Source organism: Rhizobium oryzihabitans (assembly GCF_010669145.1).
Classification (GTDB): domain Bacteria; phylum Pseudomonadota; class Alphaproteobacteria; order Rhizobiales; family Rhizobiaceae; genus Agrobacterium; species Agrobacterium oryzihabitans.
On the sequence record NZ_CP048632.1, the window covers coordinates 1,047,575 to 1,068,558 of the forward strand.

General features: G+C 59.8%; 19 protein-coding genes. 7 read left to right on the plus strand and 12 right to left on the minus strand.

Features of this window, described 5'->3' with window-relative positions:
- The first annotated feature begins 287 nt into the window (after positions 1-287).
- The 4 genes from G3A56_RS05610 to G3A56_RS05625 all read left to right on the plus strand — a co-directional run bounded on the left by G3A56_RS05610 (position 288) and on the right by G3A56_RS05625 (position 6,368).
- Positions 288-1,841: a VOC family protein gene (locus G3A56_RS05610; protein ID WP_082184026.1), complete on the plus strand. Its 1,554-nt coding sequence runs from the start codon at positions 288-290 to the stop codon at positions 1,839-1,841.
- Between the two features lie 260 nt (positions 1,842-2,101).
- On the plus strand, positions 2,102-4,873 hold the full coding sequence (locus G3A56_RS05615) for a DUF2339 domain-containing protein (protein ID WP_164056203.1): 2,772 nt from the start codon (positions 2,102-2,104) through the stop codon (positions 4,871-4,873).
- Positions 4,870-5,514 (plus strand): HD domain-containing protein, encoded by a 645-nt coding sequence (locus G3A56_RS05620; protein ID WP_082184025.1) that lies wholly within the window; start codon positions 4,870-4,872, stop codon positions 5,512-5,514. The genes G3A56_RS05615 and G3A56_RS05620 overlap by 4 nt, the downstream gene beginning before the upstream one ends.
- 11 nt (positions 5,515-5,525) lie before the next feature.
- Positions 5,526-6,368 carry an MOSC domain-containing protein gene (locus G3A56_RS05625; protein ID WP_082184024.1) on the plus strand — a complete coding sequence of 281 codons (843 nt, stop codon included), beginning with the start codon at positions 5,526-5,528 and terminating at the stop codon, positions 6,366-6,368.
- Positions 6,369-6,648: 280 nt separating this feature from the next.
- Here G3A56_RS05625 and G3A56_RS05630 read toward each other — a convergent pair whose 3' ends face one another.
- Positions 6,649-7,383, minus strand: a complete 735-nt coding sequence (locus G3A56_RS05630) for a class I SAM-dependent methyltransferase (RefSeq protein WP_082184023.1) — start codon at positions 7,381-7,383, stop codon at positions 6,649-6,651.
- 179 nt (positions 7,384-7,562) lie between these two features.
- Here G3A56_RS05630 and G3A56_RS05635 point away from each other — a divergent pair, with 179 nt between their 5' ends.
- On the plus strand, positions 7,563-8,777 hold the full coding sequence (locus G3A56_RS05635; protein WP_082184022.1) for an MFS transporter: 1,215 nt from the start codon (positions 7,563-7,565) through the stop codon (positions 8,775-8,777).
- Between the two features lie 2 nt (positions 8,778-8,779).
- Here the strand turns inward: G3A56_RS05635 and recO are convergent, their stop codons facing one another.
- The 11 genes from recO to rpoZ all read right to left on the minus strand — a co-directional run bounded on the left by recO (position 8,780) and on the right by rpoZ (position 18,257).
- Positions 8,780-9,544, minus strand: a complete 765-nt coding sequence (gene recO, locus G3A56_RS05640) for a DNA repair protein RecO (protein ID WP_082184021.1) — start codon at positions 9,542-9,544, stop codon at positions 8,780-8,782.
- Positions 9,545-9,600: 56 nt separating this feature from the next.
- Positions 9,601-9,987 carry a response regulator gene (locus G3A56_RS05645; RefSeq protein ID WP_082184020.1) on the minus strand — a complete coding sequence of 129 codons (387 nt, stop codon included), beginning with the start codon at positions 9,985-9,987 and terminating at the stop codon, positions 9,601-9,603.
- A 136-nt stretch (positions 9,988-10,123) separates the two neighbouring features.
- Complete coding sequence (locus G3A56_RS05650) at positions 10,124-10,876, minus strand: Crp/Fnr family transcriptional regulator (RefSeq protein WP_003496932.1); 753 nt, start codon at positions 10,874-10,876, stop codon at positions 10,124-10,126.
- A 159-nt stretch (positions 10,877-11,035) separates the two neighbouring features.
- Positions 11,036-11,977 carry a GTPase Era gene (gene era, locus G3A56_RS05655; protein ID WP_082184639.1) on the minus strand — a complete coding sequence of 314 codons (942 nt, stop codon included), beginning with the start codon at positions 11,975-11,977 and terminating at the stop codon, positions 11,036-11,038.
- A gap of 85 nt (positions 11,978-12,062) precedes the next feature.
- A complete protein-coding gene (gene rnc, locus G3A56_RS05660) occupies positions 12,063-12,782 on the minus strand; it encodes a ribonuclease III (RefSeq protein ID WP_082184019.1) in 720 nt (239 codons plus the stop codon).
- The gene (lepB, locus tag G3A56_RS05665; protein ID WP_003496938.1) at positions 12,779-13,525 is read right to left on the minus strand and encodes a signal peptidase I; all 747 of its coding nucleotides are present in this window, start codon (positions 13,523-13,525) and stop codon (positions 12,779-12,781) included. The genes rnc and lepB overlap by 4 nt, the downstream gene beginning before the upstream one ends.
- Before the next feature lie 209 nt (positions 13,526-13,734).
- Positions 13,735-14,139, minus strand: coding sequence for a holo-ACP synthase (gene acpS / locus G3A56_RS05670; protein WP_035218058.1), 405 nt, complete (start codon positions 14,137-14,139; stop codon positions 13,735-13,737).
- Complete coding sequence (locus tag G3A56_RS05675; RefSeq protein WP_080833988.1) at positions 14,136-14,714, minus strand: DUF2062 domain-containing protein; 579 nt, start codon at positions 14,712-14,714, stop codon at positions 14,136-14,138. Before G3A56_RS05675 ends, acpS begins: the two co-directional genes overlap by 4 nt.
- 440 nt (positions 14,715-15,154) lie before the next feature.
- Positions 15,155-15,301: a DUF3563 domain-containing protein gene (locus tag G3A56_RS05680; RefSeq protein WP_162180472.1), complete on the minus strand. Its 147-nt coding sequence runs from the start codon at positions 15,299-15,301 to the stop codon at positions 15,155-15,157.
- 197 nt (positions 15,302-15,498) lie between these two features.
- Positions 15,499-17,733, minus strand: coding sequence for a RelA/SpoT family protein (locus tag G3A56_RS05685; RefSeq protein WP_082184638.1), 2,235 nt, complete (start codon positions 17,731-17,733; stop codon positions 15,499-15,501).
- Positions 17,734-17,864: 131 nt separating this feature from the next.
- Entirely contained in the window at positions 17,865-18,257 is a 393-nt protein-coding gene (gene rpoZ / locus G3A56_RS05690; RefSeq protein WP_082184018.1) for a DNA-directed RNA polymerase subunit omega, read from the minus strand.
- Between the two features lie 392 nt (positions 18,258-18,649).
- Here rpoZ and G3A56_RS05695 point away from each other — a divergent pair, with 392 nt between their 5' ends.
- Positions 18,650-19,219, plus strand: a complete 570-nt coding sequence (locus G3A56_RS05695) for a LabA-like NYN domain-containing protein (protein WP_082184017.1) — start codon at positions 18,650-18,652, stop codon at positions 19,217-19,219.
- A 236-nt stretch (positions 19,220-19,455) separates the two neighbouring features.
- Positions 19,456-20,955: a methyl-accepting chemotaxis protein gene (locus G3A56_RS05700; protein ID WP_082184016.1), complete on the plus strand. Its 1,500-nt coding sequence runs from the start codon at positions 19,456-19,458 to the stop codon at positions 20,953-20,955.
- Positions 20,956-20,984 lie beyond the last annotated feature (29 nt).

A 20,984-nucleotide genomic window follows, 5' to 3' on the forward strand; every position in this document is an offset into this window, starting at 1 on the left:
ATTCCCCTGATGGTTTTGTTGGATTGGTTGCATAAGACCCAATTCCAGCCCTCAAGGCAAGATAAAATTGCATACAAAATAGCCGTTATTTTGTATGCTTATTTTATATGCATCATTGATTGATATGGAGGCAAAAAGCCCTATCTCTGCCCATCTCGCATGCAACGAAGCCAGGGCAATTCCGTTCATGCAGAGAACACAGCGTTCTCATTTGCCGGGGTTGCGGATCAGGTGCAGGGTAAGACAAATAGAGCCACGAATGGCAGGCAAAACGACGGGACGGCACGATGAATTCTGCACTGGGCATACACCACATCACCATGATCACCCGGAAGGTGCAGGCGAATGTCGATTTTTACGCCGGCTTCCTCGGCTTAAGGCTGGCCAAGCGCACGGCGGGCTTCGAAGACGCGATGCAGCTTCATCTGCTCTATGGCGACGATATCGCCTCACCCGGTTCCCTGCTGACCTTTCTGGTCTGGGAAGATGGTGGCCAGGGCCGTGTGGGTTATGGCCAGACGCTGGAGGTCTCACTGGCGATCGATCCCGCCAGCATCGGTTTCTGGCTGACGCGGGCGCTGAAATTCGGCATCCGCGCCGAGGGACCATCCGACGAATTCAGCACCCCGGTCATCCGGTTGAAAGACCCTGATGGCCTCATCGTCAAGCTGGTCGGCACCCACGCCTTCCCCGATGCCACGCCGCATGTAACCAACGACATTCCGGCAGAAGACGCCATTCGCCGCATCTATGGCGCAACCGTGCTGAGCGAGGTGCCGGAAGAAACGGTGGCTTTCCTCACAAAATATTTCGGTTACCAGCAGGAAAGCCAGACGGGCGCTATCCGCCGGCTCGTTTCGAAAAGCGATGACATCATCGACGTGCGTGACGCCACCGGCTTCTGGTCCAGCGCACCGGGCACCGGCACCGTCGATCATATCGCTTTCCGCGCACAGGATCTGGACGAGCTGAACGCCGTGCTGGGTGAGCTGAAATCGTTGAATTCCAGCACCACCAATGCCCATGACCGGAAATATTTCCACTCGCTTTATGTCCGCGAACCGGGTGGAGTGCTGATCGAAATGGCGACCGACGCGCCCGGCATGACCGTTGACGAACCCCTGGAAGCGCTTGGCGAAAAGCTGTTCATTCCGCCGCTTTTCATGAAGGATGAGGCGGATGTGCGCGTCGCGCTGCCGCAATTCTCGATGCCCGGCGAAGAGCGTATCGTCTATCGCGACCTGCCTTTCGTGCACCGCTTCTACACGCCCGAAAAACCTGACGGTAGCACCCTCATCCTGCTGCACGGTTCCGGCGGCAGCGAGACGAGCCTGATGCCGCTGGCGCACCGGGCGGCGCCGGGTGCCACGCTTCTCGGCGTTCGCGGCCGCAGCACGGAAGAGGACATCGCCCGCTGGTTCCGCCGCTATCCCGATTTCAGCTTCGACCAGAAGGATATCGTCACGGAGGCGGAAGCCTTTGCCGCCTTTGTGGATGGCGCGATCCGGTCCTATGGCCTTGATCGTTCGAGGCTTCGTTTTGTCGGCCATTCCAATGGCGCGAATTTCTATACCGCCTTTGCAGCGCTTTATCCGGAGCTTGCCGGAGACGCGCTGCTCTATCGGCCGATGCCGGTTCTAGAGACCTGGCCGGAAACCGATCTTTCCGGGCGGAACTTCCTGCTTGTGGCCGGCGAACGCGATAAATATCGCGACAAGGCGACGGAGCTGCGAGACAGGATTTCCTGCAGCGGCGCGCAGGCCGGGGTGGAAATGGTGGATGACGGACACGAGCTTGGGCTTGCAGATATCGAGGCGGCGCGGCGCTGGCTTGCGGCGTGACCATCTGAAGATACAGCGTCGCCTCTTGGTTTCTTCTCCCCGCCGGGGAGAAGGTGGCCCGAAGGGTCGGATGAGGGGGCGACGTTTCCGAATATCTCTACCGTCACCCCCTCATCCCGCTGCCGCGGACTTCTCCCCGGCGGGGAGAAGAAACAAGCGGCACACGCTTACTCCCCGGCGGCCCAGCCATTCATCAACCGGGCCTTGCATAAATTCGCCAAAAGGGCTTTAAAAACAGCTTCGTAATTGGAGAGTTCTGTTTGGAAATCCCGCTGCTTATCCTCGCCGTCATCGCGGCCTTCATCTACACGCTGGTCGCAAGCATCCGCAATTCAAGCCGAATCAAGTCTCTCGAACGCGAGGTTGTCAGCCTCAAGCGGCTGATGGCGGCCGGGGTGGCCGCCCCTGTGGCAGCGCAGGCGGAGACGGCCGATTCGGCGGAGAGAGCGGATTTCGACGCGGAAGAGGAAAGCGTGGCCTCTGAGGAAGACGCAGCCTTCCAGGCCGAACACCCGTCCGAAGCGGAAGTGGCCGCCGCCATGGCGGAGGCGGAAGACCTTGCCAGCAAGGAAGAAGAGCGCGTGCTTGCGCGTGAGGCTGCATCCACACCGGAAACGAAGGAAAGCTTCGAAAGCCTGCTCGGCGCACGCTGGGCCGTCTGGGCTGGCGGTCTGGCGCTGGCGCTCGGCGGCATTTTCCTTGTCAAATATTCCATCGAAGCGGGGCTCCTGAGCCCGGCCGTTCGGCTTTCGCTCGCCGCCATTTTCGGTCTCGTTCTTGGCCTTGCCGGTGAGGCGATCCGCCGCAAGGCTGTGCCGGGCATCGCCACCACTTACGCCAACGCCATGATACCGGGCGTGCTGACGGCCGCCGGTGCCTTGACGCTGTTCGGCGTGGTTTATGCGGCCTATGGCATTTATGACTATATCGGCTCCGGCACCGCCTTCATTCTACTTGGGCTCGTCGCCTTCGCCACCATCGGCCTGTCGCTTCTGCACGGACAGGCGCTCGCGGGTCTCGGCCTGTTGGGGTCGATGCTGACGCCGGCGCTGATTTCCAGCGAAACACCGAATATCTGGGCGCTGTTTGTTTTCCTGACGATCTCGTGGCTCGCCACCGCGGCGGCCGCGCGCAGGCAGGGCTGGACCGTGGTTCCCTCGCTTGCCAATGCGGGTCTCGGCCTTTGGGTGCTCGGCTATATCGCTTTTTCCGAAACGATCGAGGCCGATCCGCCGACACTGTCCCTGCTCGTCATGCTGGCCGGCACCCTCTTCCTCTGGCCGGGACGGCACTTCGACACGCCGCCCGCCGAGGAAAACGAGGCCGCCACGCCTGAGCGGCGCGCCATTCGCGCCATGCGGCTTTTGTTGCGCCCGTCGCTTGCCATCAGCCTCACTGTCTCGATGGCCGTGATCCTGCCGGCAATCGGCTTCCTCTTCACCGATGGCAGCATCGACACCCATCCGGCCCTCGTCGTTTCCGCACTCATCGCAACGCTTGCCGCCCTTGGCGCTGCGCGACACAATGCGGTGTGGCCGGCCATTATCGCCGCACTCGGCGCACAGGCTGCGGTCTCCCTGATGTCGCGGCAGGGTATCGATTTCATCGGCCTGATAAATGATACCGCCGTCACGCTTCCTCCCGTCGGAACGGGCTACACCGCAGCCATCGCCATGGCGCTCGGCCTTGGCGCCATCCTTCTCCTCTGCGCTTTCTCGTTCCTGAAACGCAAGGGCGCGGATGATCCGGATTTCGCCCAGCTCTGGGCGGGGATTGCAGCGCTTTTCCCGGTCTGGCTCGGCACGGCAAGCTTCGTCGAATATGGCAATCTCGGCCGTGACTGGCTGCATGCGGCCTATGGTCTTGGCCTCGGCCTCGTGCTGATCGCCGGCGCGGAATGGCTGCATCGGCAGAACAATGAGGCCTATCGCAAACCGCTCAACATCCTCGTGCTCGGCTCGTTTGCCGCCTTCGCGCTTTGCCTGCACACGCTGACGGAGGGGCTCGCCACAACCGTGCTGCTCTCCGTCATCGGCTTCGGTTATGTGCTGGCGACCCGCCATCGCAACTGGGATATTCTGCCCTGGGTGATGGCGGTGGCAAGTGTTGCCGTTCTTGGCCGCATCGCCTGGGAACCCACCATTGTCGGACCGCAAAATCTTGGGCCCACACCGGTCTTCAACGCGCTGCTGCCGGGTTATGGCATTCCGGCCCTGCTCGCCATCGTCTCCGCCTGGATGCTGCGCGACTGGCCGAACGTCCGGGCAAAGAACTTCCTGCAGGCCATCGCCAGCGTCATGGGTCTGCTGGCGGTCGCCATCCTCATCCGCCATGCGATGAATGGCGGCACTCTCAATGACAGCGTGCCGACGCTCGGCGAACAGTCGATCTATACGCTGCTGACCATCGGTTTCTCAGGCGTGCTGATGACGCTGGATCTCAAGAGCCCCAGCCCCGTCTTCCGTTACGGCTCGATGATTGCCGGCGTGATCGCCGTCATCAACGTGCTGACGATGCATTTCTTCACGCTCAATCCCTATTTCACCGGCGAAAATACCGGCCGCATCCCATTCCTCAATCTGTTGCTGATCGGCTATCTGTTGCCGGCGCTCGCCTATGGCGGTCTTGCCTGGTATGCGCGCGGCAAACGGCCCGCCGCTTATGTCAGCCTGCTGGCGGTGGCGGGTGCGGCACTCGGTTTCGCCTGGGCCACACTTTCGGTCCGCCGCTTCTGGCAGGGCGAAAATATTGCTGACTGGAAGGGCTTCCTGCAGGGTGAAACGTATAGCTATTCGGTGGTGTGGCTGCTGATCGGCGTGCTGCTGCTCATCGTCGGCTCGCGCTTCAATGCCCGCAGCCTGCGTCTGGCCTCCGCCGCATTCGTGTTGATCTCCGTCGCCAAGGCCTTCCTGATCGACATGAGCAATCTTGAAGGCGTGCTGCGGGCGCTGTCCTTCATCGGGCTTGGCGCGGTGCTGATCGGCATCGGCCTGTTCTACCAGAAAATCCTCACCCGGAAGCCGCAGGCATGATCGCGGCCGAGGCTTTCGCGCCTTTTGAGGCGCTTGCGCAGGAACTGATACCGCACGCCGCCGATGCGGGCGATGGCTCGCATGATCTTGCCCATATTCACCGGGTCTTCCGCAACGCCATGCGCATCCATGCGGGCGAAGGTGGCGATGGCACGGTGCTGGCTGCCAGCGTGCTTTTGCATGATTGCGTGGCGGTGGAGAAGAACTCGCCGCTTCGCGCGCAGGCATCGCGGCTGGCGGCGGAGAAAGCTGCCGGCATTCTGGCCGGGCTTGGCTGGCGGCAGGTCGACATTGACGCCGCCGCGCATGCCATCACCACCCATAGTTTTTCCGCCAATATCGAACCGCAGACGCTGGAAGCAAAAATCCTGCAGGATGCCGACCGGCTGGACGCCATTGGCATGGTGGGGGCAGCCCGGTGCTTTTATATCGCCGGGCGCATGGGGTCGGCGCTTTATGATCCGGCCGATCCGCTGGCCAAGGACCGCCCGCTTGACGACCGCGCCTTTGCCATCGACCATTTCGAAACGAAGCTGTTCAAGCTTGTGGACGGTTTCCGCACCGAAACGGGGCGAGAACTGGCAAAGGCCCGCCATGAACGCCTGCAACAGGTGCTGGACCTGTTTCTCGACGAAATCTGAGGAGACGCGACATGCGTGTGACCGAACTCAACATCTACCCGCTGAAGAGCGGGCGCGGCATCGTCCTCTCGCAAAGCGATGTCTCGGCGGAAGGCCTGCCCGGCGACCGCCGCGCCATGCTGACCGATCCTTCCGGCCACTTCATCACCCAGCGCGAATTGCCTGATATCGCCACTATTCTGGCACGCCATGAGAATGGCGGCATGGCGCTTTCGAGAGAAGCGGGCAGCGAGATTTTCGCGCAACCTTCCGGAGAGCGCATGGATGTGGCGGTGTGGAAATCGATCGTCAGCGCCAATATTGCCGATGACGAAACCAACGACACGCTTTCGACCTGGCTGGGGCGCGAGGTGAAGCTGGTGTTCTTCGACGACGCCTCCAGACGCATTGCAAGCCTCGAATGGACCGGTAACGAAACGCCCGTCACTTTCGCCGACGGTTATCAGATCCTCGTCACCACCACCGCCTCGCTTGCAGCCCTTAACGACAATATGCGCGACAATGGCGAGGACGCCGTCGGGATGGAGCGGTTCCGGCCCAATATCGTGCTGGAAACGGACGAGCCGTGGGCGGAGGATCGCTGGGCGGCCATCGAGATCGGTGGCATCCGTTTCGACCTCGTCAAACCCTGCGCCCGCTGCATCATGACCACGCAGGACCAGACAACCGGTTCCCGCGATGTGCCCTCTCCCATGAAGGCCATGGGCCGCATCCGCATGTCCGGTGACCGGCGTGTACCTGGCCCGCTCTTCGGCTGGAATGTCACGCCGCGCGGCGAAGGCAGGCTAGCTGTTGGCGATGTGGCAAAGGTGGTCGAGGAACGGCCGGACGGCTGGGCGATCAAGCGGCGGTAAGTCGGTCCGGTTCAAACGGAATCCACAGCAAACGGCGCGGTGTTCTCATACGCCGGCACACCCTCGCTCCCTCATTCCTGTGCTCGTCACAGGAATCCAGCCGACGCGCGTCTGCGCGGCGAGAGGACTCTTTTCAGCCCAAGGACTTGGGCTGGCTGGATCTCTGTGACAAGCACAGAGATGAGGAGAGGACGGGAGCACTATGGACAACGGCAAGCTTCGAGCCTGACGCGCCGATCTCAATCTTCGTGCAAGCCGGCGGTACAACGCACCAGCTATGTCACGCTTTACGTGCACCGACGATCAGGAAAATCGGGCGGCGGTCTTCATGTTTCATGTCCGGGCGCTCCGCCAGCAGAGCGGGATCGGGCCTTGGTTCCGCCAGCCGCGTGATCGTAAAGCCAGCCGCCAGCAGGGCGTTGAGAATGCCTGACACCGTGCGGTGATATTTGACGACATCATCCGCCATCCAGTTGGAATGGCGTACGCCTTCGTTCTGATAATTATCGAGCGGCCAATGCAGGATTTCGCCGTCCTCGCCGTAGAACCAGTCCTGTTTGTCCAGCGCCGTGAATACGGGATGCTCGATGGAAAAGACGAAGTCGCCGCCGGATTTCAGGACGGTGAAAACCTTCGCGAAGGCCGCGTCGAGATCGCGGACGTAATGCAAGGCGAGCGAACTCAGCACCAGATCAAAACTATCAGGCGCAAAGTCGATATCCTCGATCGCGGCGCGGCGATATTCGATACCGGGTCCGCCGTTTATCTCGGCTGCACGGCGCAGCATGTTCTCCGAAAGATCGACACCGACGACATGCGCCGCGCCCTCTTCCGCCGCATAACGGCAATGCCAGCCGAAACCGCAACCGAGATCGAGAACGGTCCTGTCTTTCAGCGTGGGCAACATGGCGCGCAGCTCATGCCATTCGCCCGCCTGCCTCAGCCCTTCAAGCGAGCGTGGCATGGCGCTGTAGCGCTCGAAAAACTGCGGGTCGTCATAAATATTCTGCTTCATCGCTTCCTCATATTACCCGATGGCATTCAACCCTGAGCGTCTCATCAATCGCACGAATAATGCCGTCAAGAAAAGTCGCTAGTGGGGCGGCCTGACAAAAGATAATATTCCTCTCATCAACGGGGAATCTGCAGCAAGCCTTGCGCCAATCCGCAAGGTGCTTCAGCGGGAGAGTTTTCATGTCGCAAGCCACACGCCAGACGATGCCCTGGCTGATTATCGTCGCCGGGTCGCTGATTGCGGTCATGACCTTCGGGCCACGGTCAGCCATGGGCTTTTTCCAGCTGCCCATGCTCGCCGATACCGGCTGGGACCGCTCCACCTTCGGTCTGGCCATGGCGTTGCAGAACCTCTTCTGGGGTCTCGGCCAGCCGTTCTTCGGCGCCATCGCCGACAAGTTCGGCACCGGCCGCGTGCTCGTGCTTTCCGGCTTCCTCTATGCGGCCGGCCTCATCTGCATGTCCTTCGGCACCTCGCCCTTCTGGCTGCATTTCGGCGGCGGCGTTCTTGTGGGGCTTGGCATCGCCGCCGGTTCCTTCAGCGTCATCCTGTCTGCCTTCGCACGCCACGTCACGCCGCAGCAGCGCTCACTCGCCTTCGGCATCGGCACGGCGGCGGGCTCGGCCGGCATGTTCCTGTTTGCGCCCATCAGCCAGGGCCTGATTTCCACCTATGGCTGGTCTGATAGCCTCGTCTGGCTTGCCGTGATGATGATGCTCGTGCCGCTGCTCGCCTATCCGATGCGCGGCAACTCCTCTTCCGGCAGCCAGTCACAGACGCAATTCCAGCAGACGGCGGGCGAAGCGCTGAGGGAAGCGCTCGGCCACAAGAGCTATCTGCTTTTGACCACCGGCTTCTTCGTCTGCGGTTTCCAGGTGGCCTTCATCACCGCGCATTTCCCGGCCTATCTCGGCGATATCGGCATCGAGCCGCGTTATGCGGTGATAGCCATGGCGCTGATCGGTTTCTTCAACATCATCGGCTCGCTGGCGGCAGGCGTCATCGCCCAGCGTTATTCGAAGCCCTATATGCTGGCCTATATCTATATCGCCCGCTCTATCGCCGTCAGCGCCTTCCTGCTTCTGCCGCAGTCGCCGCTTTCGGTCATCATCTTCGCCGCCGTCATGGGCATCCTCTGGCTTTCGACCGTGCCGCCGACCAACGCGCTGGTGGCGATCATGTTCGGCACCCGCCATCTCGGCATGCTGGGCGGCGTCGTGTTCCTGTCGCACCAGATCGGCTCGTTCCTCGGCGTCTGGCTCGGCGGCTTTCTTTACGACCGGCTCGGCTCCTATGATCTCGTCTGGTGGCTCGGCGTCGGCATGGGGATTTTTGCGGCCATCGTGCACTGGCCCATCCAGGAGCGGCCGGCACCCCGGCCCGCAATAGCCTGAAGCTATACGGCTCTATCGAGCGTGGGCGGCAGCGCCTTTCGATCCAGCGCCTTCAGCGCCGCCTGCACGAAACCGTCGCGGGCGGCGTTTTCATTGAGGCCGCGCGGATCATAGACATGCCGGTTGAGGAAATGGGCGGTGAGGCGGAAGGCGGCCGCGAGGCTATCGCGGTCGGCCGCCTTCGACTGGCCCTCGCTCAAGAAAGCCGGCAATGACAACATCCGCTCCGCATAGGGCGCGCCCGCGGTACGGCAGACCGCCCTGCCCGTTTTTGGCGATACATAGATGAGATCGGTGCGCAGGCCCGTTGCCGCGCATTCGGTGAGATCAAGGCCGAAGCCGAGATCGTTCAGCACCGCCAGCTCGAAGCGCACGAACAATTCCCCTGCATCGACAGGATCATGGAGATTATCGAGAATGACGTCGAGCGCCTGATAGAGGTGCGGATGGGGATCACGCTCCGGCAAGAGGCGCAGCAACGCGCCCATGGCCTGAACGCCATAAACGGCGGTTGCCGTTTCCATCAGCTGCGCTGCCCGCAATTGCAGCGGCTCGATGCGGAATTCGCCGAGATGGTCGTCAAGCCGCGCCCGCCAGATGACATCCACCCGGTTTCCCGCCTGCAGAACCGGCTGCATGCTGCGGGACCGCCCCGAGCGCACCAGCCCCAGATGGCGGCCGCGCGAACGGGTCATCACCTCGGCGATGACGCTTGTCTCGCCGTGACGTTTTACGCCAAGAATGATTGCCTCGTCCTGCCACTGCATGAAACGTGTCCGAATTCCGATTCAGGCCCGATCATAACCGATCTGGCGGGGAAACGTTATTCTTTTGCGGCCTCACCCGTCGCACCGGCCGCGCCGACGAGCCCGAGGACGAAATCGGTAATCTCGCTTTCACCGAAAGGCTTGCCGAGCAAGGGCGCATCCGCAAGATCATCGGGAAAACCACTCGTGTCCCCGTAACCGCTGACGAAACCGAAGGGAATGCCCTGATCGCGCAGCTGACGCGCGAAATCGTAACTCTTACCGTCGGAAAGGCTGACATCAAGAAGCACGCAGTCGGCGCCATCCTGCCCGATGGTCTCCTTCGCCTGCGCCAGTGTCGTTGCAATCGTGATGGTTTCGACGCCGATGGACTGGAGGACCGCCTCGACATCGAGCGCCACCAGATACTCATCTTCAACGATGACACACCGTTGTGGCACCATATGTTTTCTTCTTTCAAATTGAGGGGAACCACCCGGATATCCGCTGCGGTCTCCGAAATGTCTTTTGTGCGATAGCACGAGAGGATTCGCAAATTACGGCCGGACCGTCATTTAAAAAAGACATGTCGAAAGACGATCAGATGAAGGGTCTTTGGCGCTTTTCATCGCTTTGCCAACCGGCCACATGGCTCAGCCCGTCATTGTCCAGAACGAGGCATCCCTTGTCCGTCCAGCGGATCAGATCGCGATCAACAAGCTTTCTCAACGTCTTGTTGGTGTGGACGATGGAGAGGCCGAGCGTATCGGCCACATGCTGCTGGGTCACGGGGATCGGCGTTTGCCCCTGGATGAGATTGACCGCCTTGGCCTTGCTGTAAAGGAAGGCGATGAGGTAGGCGGCGCGTTCCAGCGCGGTACGCCGGCCGATGCTGAGCAGATGGTTGTCGAGCATGCGCTCCTCGCTTGCCGCAATCCAGGTCAGGTCATAGGCAAGGGTCGGATGATCGGTGAAGAGATTGTTGAGGCGGGACCGCTCGAAGACGCAGAGCGTCACCGGCGAGAGCGCCTCCACCGAGTGCTGCATTTCCCCCATCACCGTGCCCTGGAGGCCGACCAGATCGCCCGGCATGACATAATTGAGGATCTGCCGCCTTCCGTCTTCCAGCGTCTTGTAGCGAAACGCCCAGCCATGCAGCACGGTATAAAGATGGGCGCTGTGCGACCCTTCCATCAGAATGACGGAGCCGCTTTCAACCGCCAGCTCCCCCGTTTTGAAACGGGAGACGAAATCCAACTCGGGCGATGAAAAATCCCTGAAATGCGGCAGGTCGCGCAAGGGACAGTGCTGGCAAGGCGTAGTGGAAATTCCGTTCGGTTTTTTTGGCGACATGAATGCTCGTCATCGAAAAAGGTTGCGCCCAATTGTTTTGGAACAACCCGCCCGAACGCAATCGGTTCCCGATGGAGGCTGAAGATTTGTGAGGCGTACCTTGCGCACATCCCTCATTCCTGTGCTTGTCACAGGAATGAGGGATGGAGAGGATGTGCGTCAGCCTCGCGGGAATTCCAGGCCCATTTCCCGGAAACGCTCGGGGTCGTCGCCCCAGTTCTCGCGCACCTTGACGAAGAGGAAAAGGTGGACCGGCTGCTCGAGGATTTCCGACAGTTCCTTGCGCGAGGCGGTGGAGATCGCCTTGATGGCGTCGCCGTTCTTGCCCAGTGCAATCTTCTTCTGGCTGTCACGCTCGACATAGATCACCTGCTCGATGCGTACCGAGCCGTCCTTGCGTTCTTCCCACTTCTCCGTCTCGACATGCGAGGCGTAGGGAAGCTCCTGATGCAGGCGCAGGAACAGCTTCTCGCGGGTGATTTCGGCAGCGAGCTGACGCATCGGCAGATCGGAAATCTGGTCTTCCGGGTAATACCACGGACCTTCCGGCAGGGCATCCACCAGATAATCCATCAGGTCTTCACAACCCGAACCATTGGTGGCCGAAATCATGAAGGTGCGGTCAAACGCCACCGTCTCATTGGCGGCGGCGGCAAGCTTCAGAAGATCTTCGCGCTTCACCTGGTCGATCTTGTTGAGGCAGAGGATCTTCTTCTGCGGAACATCCTTCAGGCCTTCGAGAATGGCCTCGGCGTCACCTTTAAGACCACGCTCGCTGTCGATCAGCAGCAGGATGAGATCGGCATCTTTCGCTCCACCCCAGGCGGAGGTGACCATGGCGCGGTCGAGCCTGCGGCGCGGCTTGAAGATGCCGGGCGTGTCCATGAAAACGATCTGCGCGTTCTTGTGGATGGCGATACCGCGCATCACCGCACGCGTCGTCTGAACCTTGTGGCTGACAATCGAGACCTTGGCGCCCACCAGCCTGTTGACCAGCGTCGACTTGCCGGCATTGGTCGGGCCGATAAGGGCCACAAAGCCGGAACGGGTCGGAAGGTTATTGTCTTCGCCTTCAATGGCGGGGTTTTCGTGATCGGTCATGTTATCCATCAAGGTCAGAGGTATTCAACATGCGGCCCGCGGGTCCGCCATGCGCTCGATTTTCAGCACCCGGTTCGCCGGGTGCTCAGTTCCGGGTGGGGGTCTTCTGCCAGACGCCTTCGCGTTCCAGCAATCTTGTTGCCGCCACCTGTTCGGCCGCGCGCTTGGAGCGCTCGACACCGGTTTCCGGCTTCACGCCGGGAATTTCGACAGTCACCGTAAAGCGTGGATCGTGATCCGGTCCGGAACGATCGTCAACCCGGTAAGAGGGCGTGGTCGCAAACCTGGCATGCGCCCATTCCTGCAACTCGGTCTTGGCGTCGCGTCGCCCCGCATCCACGCTGGTTGCGCGGCCCTGCCAGTATTTCAGAATGAATTTGCGCGACGCCTCCAGCCCGCCATCCAGATAGATGGTGGCGATCAGGCTTTCGACCACATCGGCGCGCACGTTCAGCATCGCCTTGCCGGTCAGCTTCTTCACATCCGAGCCGGTGCGGATGAAATTATGCAGGCCCATCTCGTCGCCGATCGCGGCGCAGGATTCGGCGCTGACGAGCTGGTTCAGACGGACCGAAAGCTCGCCTTCGGTGGCGTTGCGGAAGGTGGAGAACAGCAATTCCGCGACGCAGAGGCCGAGGACACGGTCGCCCAGAAATTCCAGCCGCTCGTAATTGCCGGCCGCCGCCGAGCGGGCGCTGGCATGGGTCAAGGCCCGGTCGAGCCGGGCCTTTTCCTTGAATTCATATCCGATCAACGCTTCCAGACGGGAAATCTCGTCCGCCGAAAGCGGCTTGGTCTTGCTCATTCCACAACCTTGAAGAGGCGGTCCCAACGCATGTTGGCCGGCCATTCCCAAATGCGGCTGAACGGCGTGTCGTTGCCCAGCGAGAAGAAGATGACGCTGGCGCGGCCGATCAGGTTTTCTTCCGGCACAAAACCGACGTCGAAACGGCTATCGAGCGAATTGTCTCTGTTGTCGCCCATCATGAAATAATGGCCTTCCGGCACCACGAATTCGCGGGTGTTGTCGCCGCGAGAATCGGGCGACTGGTCGAGCGTGTCGTAGGTGACGCCATTGTCGAGCGTTTCGCGGAACACCGGCACATTGGCGCCCGGATCGGCACGGTAATCGGAGGTGAAGGTGCCATCGGGCTGCTTCGGCACCGGCTGGCCGTTGATGAACAGCACGCCGTTCGTCACCTGGATGCGGTCGCCCGGCAGGCCCACCAGACGCTTGATATAATCCACTTCAGGATTTGGCGGCAGGCGGAACACCACGACATCGCCGCGCTTGGGCTTGCTGAATTCGAGAATGCGGCCCGAAAACAGGTTCGGCGAAAAGGGCAGCGAATATTTCGAATAGCCGTAGGAGAACTTGTTGACGAAAAGATAGTCGCCAACCAGAAGCGTCGGCATCATCGAGCCGGAGGGGATGGTGAAGGGCTGAAACAGCACGGTGCGGATGACCATGGCCAGCAGCAGCGCCTGAATGATGACCTTGACGTTCTCCCAGAGGGCGTTCTGCTTCTTTTCAGCTTTTTCGGACACTTAAAGACCTGCCTGATTGTTTCCCGGCTTCTTCGGTTTCACGAAGGCCTCCGGGCCGTTGTTTTATCGCATATGCGGCGGGCAAGCGGTTTTTACGCAGCCGGCAACGCTTTCATATTTCTGCGACTTCTCTAGAACCTTTCCAGCCCGAAGGGAAGCGCTTCTGTCACACGCCCGCAAATAGAGCGGCAATGCGGCAGCGTCGCGTCTTACCCGTTCACGGGAAGCGCCTCGATAATCACGAATGCCTGAGCATAGGGGAAGTCGTCCGTGATCGTCAGGTGAATATTGGCGCGGTGGCCGGCAGGCAGCAGCGCCGCCAGCCTTTCCCCTGCCCCATTGGTCAGAACCATGGTGGGCTTGCCGCCCGGCAGGTTAACGACGCCCATATCCTTCCAGAAAACACCGTTCGCAAGTCCGGTCCCCAGCGCCTTGGAACAGGCCTCCTTGGCGGCGAAGCGCTTGGCATAGGACGCGGCGCGGTTCCTGCGGCCATCGGATTTGGCCCGCTCGATATCGGTAAAACAGCGATGGGTGAAGCGGTCGCCGAAACGATCGATCGACTTTTCAACACGACGAATGTCGATCAGGTCGCTACCCAATCCAATGATCATTTCAACATCTCCAGAGAGGCATTTTTATTGGCGGCGCGGTGCGCAAGATTTTCCATCTTGCGCCGCTGAAAGCCGCTGATGAGGCCATAAACGGCGACATAGGCGATGACGGCGCTGATGGCTGCGGGAAGAATCGCGCCGATGGTCATGGGTTCCAGCACCGGCGTCCATATCTGCCGGAATTCAAGATGGCTGAATAGCGCAACGAAATCCACATGGGCAGCGCTTTCCGCCCTCTGCCGGCCGAGGATGAAATGCCCCAGCTCCCAGGTGGACGCCCATATGAAGGGAAATGTCAGCGGATTGGCGAAGGTGGTGCCGAGTGCGGCCGCAACAAGATTGACGCGCATGAGGAAGCCAAGCGCCATGGCGATGATGATATGAATACCGAGAAACGGCGTCCATGCCACGCCAACACCAATGGCGACACCGGCGGCGACGGAATGGGGAGAGGCGGAAAGCCGCAGCAGACGCAGCTTCATATAGCGCAGCGAACGGGTAAAACCCGTGCGCGGCCAGAAGAGGTCGCGAATCTTCTCTGAAAAACCAACGGGTTCACGGCGGCGAAACGGCATGGGCTCAGTCTATTTCATCGCCCGGGCTGAGCCAAGAGCATCATAGATGACGCAGGGATTTCTTTTGCAGGTGTATTCTCCGCTTCCGTCATTCCGGCCTTGAGCCGGAATCCAGCCGACGTGCGTCTGCGCGGCGAGAAGACTCTTTCCAGCCCAAAGACTTGGGCTGGCTGGATGCCGGATCAAGTCCGGCGTGACGGACGCGGGATGTCACGAATACAGTGAATATCGAGCCTTCGATATCAGTCCCAATTTAGTGTCGCCTATTGCGACAGGGGACTGAGCCGGAATTTTTTGCGGCGTATTGGGTCAACCAGTTTGGGACGCCCGCTTGAAGCGCGCATTCACATAGTTTTGCGAGACACAGCAATACACAGGCCGATACGGCTGCACCTGCTGGCTCCATACGCATGGCGATTGGCTGCCATGCGCTGCGTGCATTACCGGCGGAACAGGCCGCGGTCGATTTCGCGCTGGCGGAATTCCAGGTCGACATTCGACACGGAGGCGCTGAGATATTCGAATTCGCGTTCCTGAGTGGTCTTGCCACGAACGGCACGGGCGATCTTGCGAAGCGGAGTAAACATGATTTTTGGTCCTTTCGGTTTGGAACTGGCGTTTCTCATCGGTGTTCATCCACCGGCACGCCGCATTTCCTTCTCTTCAATTTCTGAGATGAAAATAGTCGCAAACCGCCTCCACCACCAGAGACAGGAAAAGGCCGCTGCCATGCATTCAACGCATAACAGCGGCCTTTTAGTATTTGCAAAGGATCAAAAATGCCTCAATCGAAGGCACGCGTCACTGTCGAGACGCAATCGAGATCCTTGAGCTGCGACAGGAGCTGGTTCAGCTGCCTGAGATCCCAGACTTCGACATCCAGCGCCAGCTCGGAGAAATCCGTGCCGATGCGCACCATGTTGAGGCCGCGAATATTGACATCAAGCGTCGCGATCGATTGCGCCACCGAGGCGAGCGTGCCCGGCTCGTTCAGCGCATTGATCATCACCCGCGCCATGAAGCGCGACTTGTTCGCCTCATCGAGATCCCAGCGCACATCGATCCAGCGCTCCGGCTCGTCGTCGAAGCGTTGCAGCGCCGGCGTCTGAATGGGATAGATGGTGATGCCCTTGCCCTTTTCCATGATGCCCACGATGCGGTCACCGGGAACCGCGCCGGCGGCACCGAAATGCACGTCGACATTGCCGGAAAGGCCACGGATGGGCAGCGGGTCCGGCCCATCCAGCATTTCGGCCGCACCGTCGTCCTCGAGAACCGAGCGCGACTTGCCGGGGATCTTGAAGACCATGCCGGAGGCGCTGCGCATGTTGAACCAGCCATCATCGCCGGTCATCTTCACCGTGACGCGCTCATCCTGATAATCGGGATAGACCGCGCGCAGCACATCCAGCGAGGAGACCTCACCGCGGCCGACGGCGGCGATGGCGTCTTCCACATCCTTCTGCGCCAGACGATGCAGCACGGGCTTCAGCGCTTCACGGGAGAAGGCCTTGCCGGCGCGCTCGAAGGTGCGCTCCAGAATGCGATAACCGAGGCCGGAATATTGCTTGCGGATGGCCATGCGGGTGGCGCGGCGGATGGCAGAGCGGGCCTTGCCCGTCACCACCACCTCTTCCCATGCGGCAGGCGGCACCTGCACGCCGGAGCGGATGATCTCCACCTCATCGCCATTGTTGAGCCGGGTTACGAGTGGCATGATCCGCCCGTTGATCTTGGCGCCGACGGTCGTATCGCCAATATTGGTGTGAACGGCATAGGCGAAATCGATGGGTGTTGCGCCGCGCGGCAGCGCAATCAGCTTGCCCTTGGGCGTGAAGCAGAACACCTGGTCCTGGAACAGTTCCAGCTTGGTATGTTCCAGGAACTCTTCCGGGCTGTCGCCTTCGGCCAGCGATTCGATGGTGTGGCGCAGCCACGAATAGGCGTTCGACTCCTTGGAGAGCAGATCGCCCTCGCCGTTTTCGCCATCCTTGTAAAGCGCATGGGCGGCGATGCCGAATTCGGCGATCTCGTGCATGCGCTTGGTGCGGATCTGCAGCTCGATACGCTGGCGCGACGGGCCGACGATCGTGGTGTGGATGGAGCGATAGTCATTCTGCTTCGGTGTGGAGATATAGTCCTTGAAGCGGCCCGGCACCACGCGCCAGCGGGTGTGCACGATGCCGAGCGCCCGGTAGCAGGAGGGAATATCGTCCACCAGAATGCGGAAACCGTAGACGTCGGAAAGCTGCTCGAAGGAGAGCGACTTCGACTGCATCTTGCGGAACACCGAATAGGGCTTCTTCTGACGCCCTTTGACGTTGGCCCCGATCAGGCCGTTCGCCACGAGAAGCTCGCGCAGTTCGTCCTCGATCTTCTTGATGAGGCCCTCGTTGCGCGTTTCCAGTTCCTGCAGGCGGTTGGTCACCGTCTCATAGGCTTCCGGGTTAAGATAACGGAAGGACAGGTCCTCCAGCTCGTCGCGCATGTCCTGCATGCCCATGCGGCCGGCGAGCGGCGCATAGATTTCCATGGTCTCTTCAGAAATGCGGCTGCGCTTGTCCGCCGGCATATATTCCATGGTGCGCATGTTGTGCAGGCGGTCGGCGAGCTTGACCAGAAGGACACGCACGTCATCGGAAATGGCGAGCAGCAGCTTGCGCAGGTTTTCGGCCTGCTTGGCCTTGCGGGTGACGAGGTCGAGTTTCTTGAGCTTGGTCAGCCCCTCCACCAGCCTGCCGATGTCTTCGCCGAAAAGCTCGTCGATTTCTGCGCGGGTGGCGGTGGTGTCCTCGATCGTATCGTGCAGCAACGCCACCGCGATGGTCGATTCGTCGAGATGCATTTCGGTGAGGATCGCGGCAACTTCCAGCGGATGCGAGATATAGGGGTCGCCATTGGCCCGCTTCTGCTGGCCATGTTTCTGCATGGCATACACATAGGCCTTGTTCAGCAGGGCCTCATTCGCATCCGGTTTATATTTTTGAACCCGCTCGACGAGTTCGTATTGCCGCATCATGCGATATTCCACAAAAAGAAAGCGCGCCAACCTTGGGGTCGGCGCACAATGCTGCATCAATAAGGATCAGATTATGACGGCAAATATTGACAGACGGTAACCACCGCCTGTCATGGCGTCATAAAGTCAGATCAATAGTCGTCATTTTTCTCTGGCGGCACAAGGCCTTCGATACCGGCCAGCAGTTCTTCTTCCGACATCTGGTCGAAAGTAACCGTTTCCGGCTGGTCGTCGTCTTCGCCATCGGCAGCAGCGGAAGCTGCGAGCGTGACCGGATCGGGCTCGGGCTCGTCCACTTCCACATGCTTCTGCAGCGAGTGGATGAGGTCTTCCTTCAGATCGTCGGGAGACAGCGTCTCATCAGCGATTTCGCGCAGCGCCACGACAGGGTTCTTGTCGTTGTCGCGGTCAACCGTGATGGAAGAGCCTTGAGAAATCTGGCGTGCACGGTGGCTGGCAAGAAGCACCAGCTCGAAACGGTTGTCTACTTTATCAATGCAATCTTCTACTGTGACGCGGGCCATTGCCTGTCCTTTGCGGGTCGTAATGTCGTGGATCAGAGCGCCGTGCGTTCCCGGGGGTGCACAAGGGACACTCTAACCTATTGAATCTGTGCTTCGTGCCTTGAGAAAAACGCTGGATATTTTTCGCGACGATGCCTTCCAGCTTCCGATACAGCCATTGGCCGCGGAATTCAAGTTTTTCCTGTCTTTGGCGTCTTTTGGCACCTTATTGCCCATGTTTGGCGTCTGATGAACAAAATGTCTAGAAGAATTGTCTTGGAATACGGGGGAAGGTAGCTTACTTAAAACGCAACGGCGACGCGCAAAATTCGTTGATACGACATGATTTTTTGCGTTAGCGACCGGAAATAAAAGCCAGATAATGGCCTTTCCAAAAAAAGGAATGGGATGGAATGTTCGATCCACGGGAGAAAATTGCGCTCTTCATAGACGGAGCCAATCTTTATGCAGCATCGAAAAGCCTGGGGTTCGATATTGACTATCGCAAGCTTCTGAAGGCGTTTCAGAAGCGTGGCTATCTGCTGCGCGCTTATTATTACACCGCGCTTATCGAAGATCAGGAATATTCCTCGATCCGCCCTCTGATCGACTGGCTGGATTATAACGGCTACAAGGTCGTAACCAAGCCCGCCAAGGAATTCACGGACGCGCTGGGTCGCCGCAAGATCAAGGGCAACATGGATATCGAACTTGCAGTCGATGCCATGGAGCAGTCCGAGACCATCGATCACCTGGTGCTGTTTTCCGGCGACGGCGATTTCACCACGCTCGTCGATGCGCTTCAGCGCAAGGGCCGCAAGGTTTCCGTGGTATCCACCATGGCAACGCAGCCCGCAATGATTGCCGACGACCTGCGCCGGCAGGCTGACCACTTCATTGATCTCATGACGCTGAAGGCCGAGATCGGCCGCGATCCGAACGAGCGCCCTGCCCGTCACGCCGAAAGCTCCGAGACGATCTGATCCCGTTTTTCGCTGCAATTACATCACGAACGCGTCCGTCCAAAAGACGGGCGCGTTTTTTGTTTGGCGTCCTCGCCTCGCGCAGCCGCCCGGCGTGAGAGGTAAAAATTGCCCTTGAAATTAACAAACATCAAATTCAGACAGTGAAAATTATAACTTGGTTAATTTTAGACGTGTCTAAATCACCGTAACGGCGCCAACCACATGATTTCGGTGCCAAATCAGGATGACTAGACATGCATGGCCAAGCAAAAACCGACCGACAACTCGATGAAAGACTGAATTTTCTGGGGCTTGGTCACGAGCAACGGCAAAACCTTTCAGAAATTAAGGGTGTCATCACCGGTTCTCTCGATGCTTCTCTCGACCGTTTTTATGCGAAGGTGCGCACGGTGCCGGAGACGGCGAAGTTCTTTTCGAGCGATGCGCATATTCAGCACGCCAAGAGCATGCAGGTGAAACACTGGACGCGAATTGCCTCCGGCACGTTCAATTCGGATTACACCGAGGCCGTGACCGCCATTGGCCGCACCCACGCAAAGCTGGGTCTGGAGCCGAGATGGTATATTGGCGGCTATGCGCTGATGCTTGATGGCATCGTCAAGGCCGTCATCGATTCCGAATTGAAGGGCCTTTTCGTGGAAAAGAAGGCCAGGAAGCTAAAGGACGCCCTGACGGTGACCGTCAAGGCCGCCCTTCTCGACATGGACTATTCCATCTCCGTTTATCTTGACGTGCTCGCAGCCGAGCGACTGAAGGTCGAGGCACAGCAGGCGCAGATGAAGAAGGAGCAGGACCACGTTCTCGAGCTGCTCAACAACGCGCTCACCAAGCTGGCGAATGGCGACCTCACCTCCAGCATCGGCGAAAAAACCGCGCCGCAATTCGAAGGGCTGATCGCCAATTTCAATGCCGCCGTCGGCAATCTCTCCGGTGCATTTGCGCAGATCGTCGAGGAAGCCAACAAGATATCGGGCAATACGCGTGAACTGACGTCAGCGACCGACGACATGGCCCGCCGGACGGAGCAGCAGGCGGCAGCCCTTGAGGAAACCGCCGCCGCCGTTGAGGAAATCACCACCATTTCCAGGCTTTCGGCGCAGCGCTCCGAAGAGGCCAAGGCCATCGTCGAAAGCTCGGCTGTCGAGGCGGCACGGTCGCGAGATGTGGTGACTGAAGCGGTCAAGGCGATGGGCGCCATCGAGGAATCGTCGCAGAAGATCACCCAGATCATTTCCGTCATCGACGAGATTTCGTTCCAGACCAATCTTCTGGCGCTGAATGCCGGCGTGGAAGCCGCCCGTGCCGGCGATGCCGGCAAGGGTTTTGCCGTCGTCGCCCAGGAAGTGCGCGAGCTGGCGCAGCGTTCGGCCACCGCCGCCAAGGAAATCAAGACCCTGATCGCCAAATCCTCCGACGATGTGATGCAGGGTGTATCGCTGGTCAACAAGACGGGCGAATCCCTCAACACGATCGGCAACAAGGTCGATCACATCCAGGATCACATCACCTCGCTGACCAAGGCGGCGCAGGAGCAGTCCGTCGGCATTCAGGAAATCAGCGCCGCCATCAACAGCATGGACAATCTGACGCAGAAAAATGCGGCCATGGTGGAAGAAACCAATGCGGCGACGCATAATCTGAGCGATGTCAGCGCCAATCTCGCAGCGCTTGTCAGCCGCTTCAGCGTTTCGGCGTCGAAGGCCTATGTGGAGCGGACTTACCGGGCTGCGTAACGGCTCGCTGCAGCGAAAGTATCCTCGCT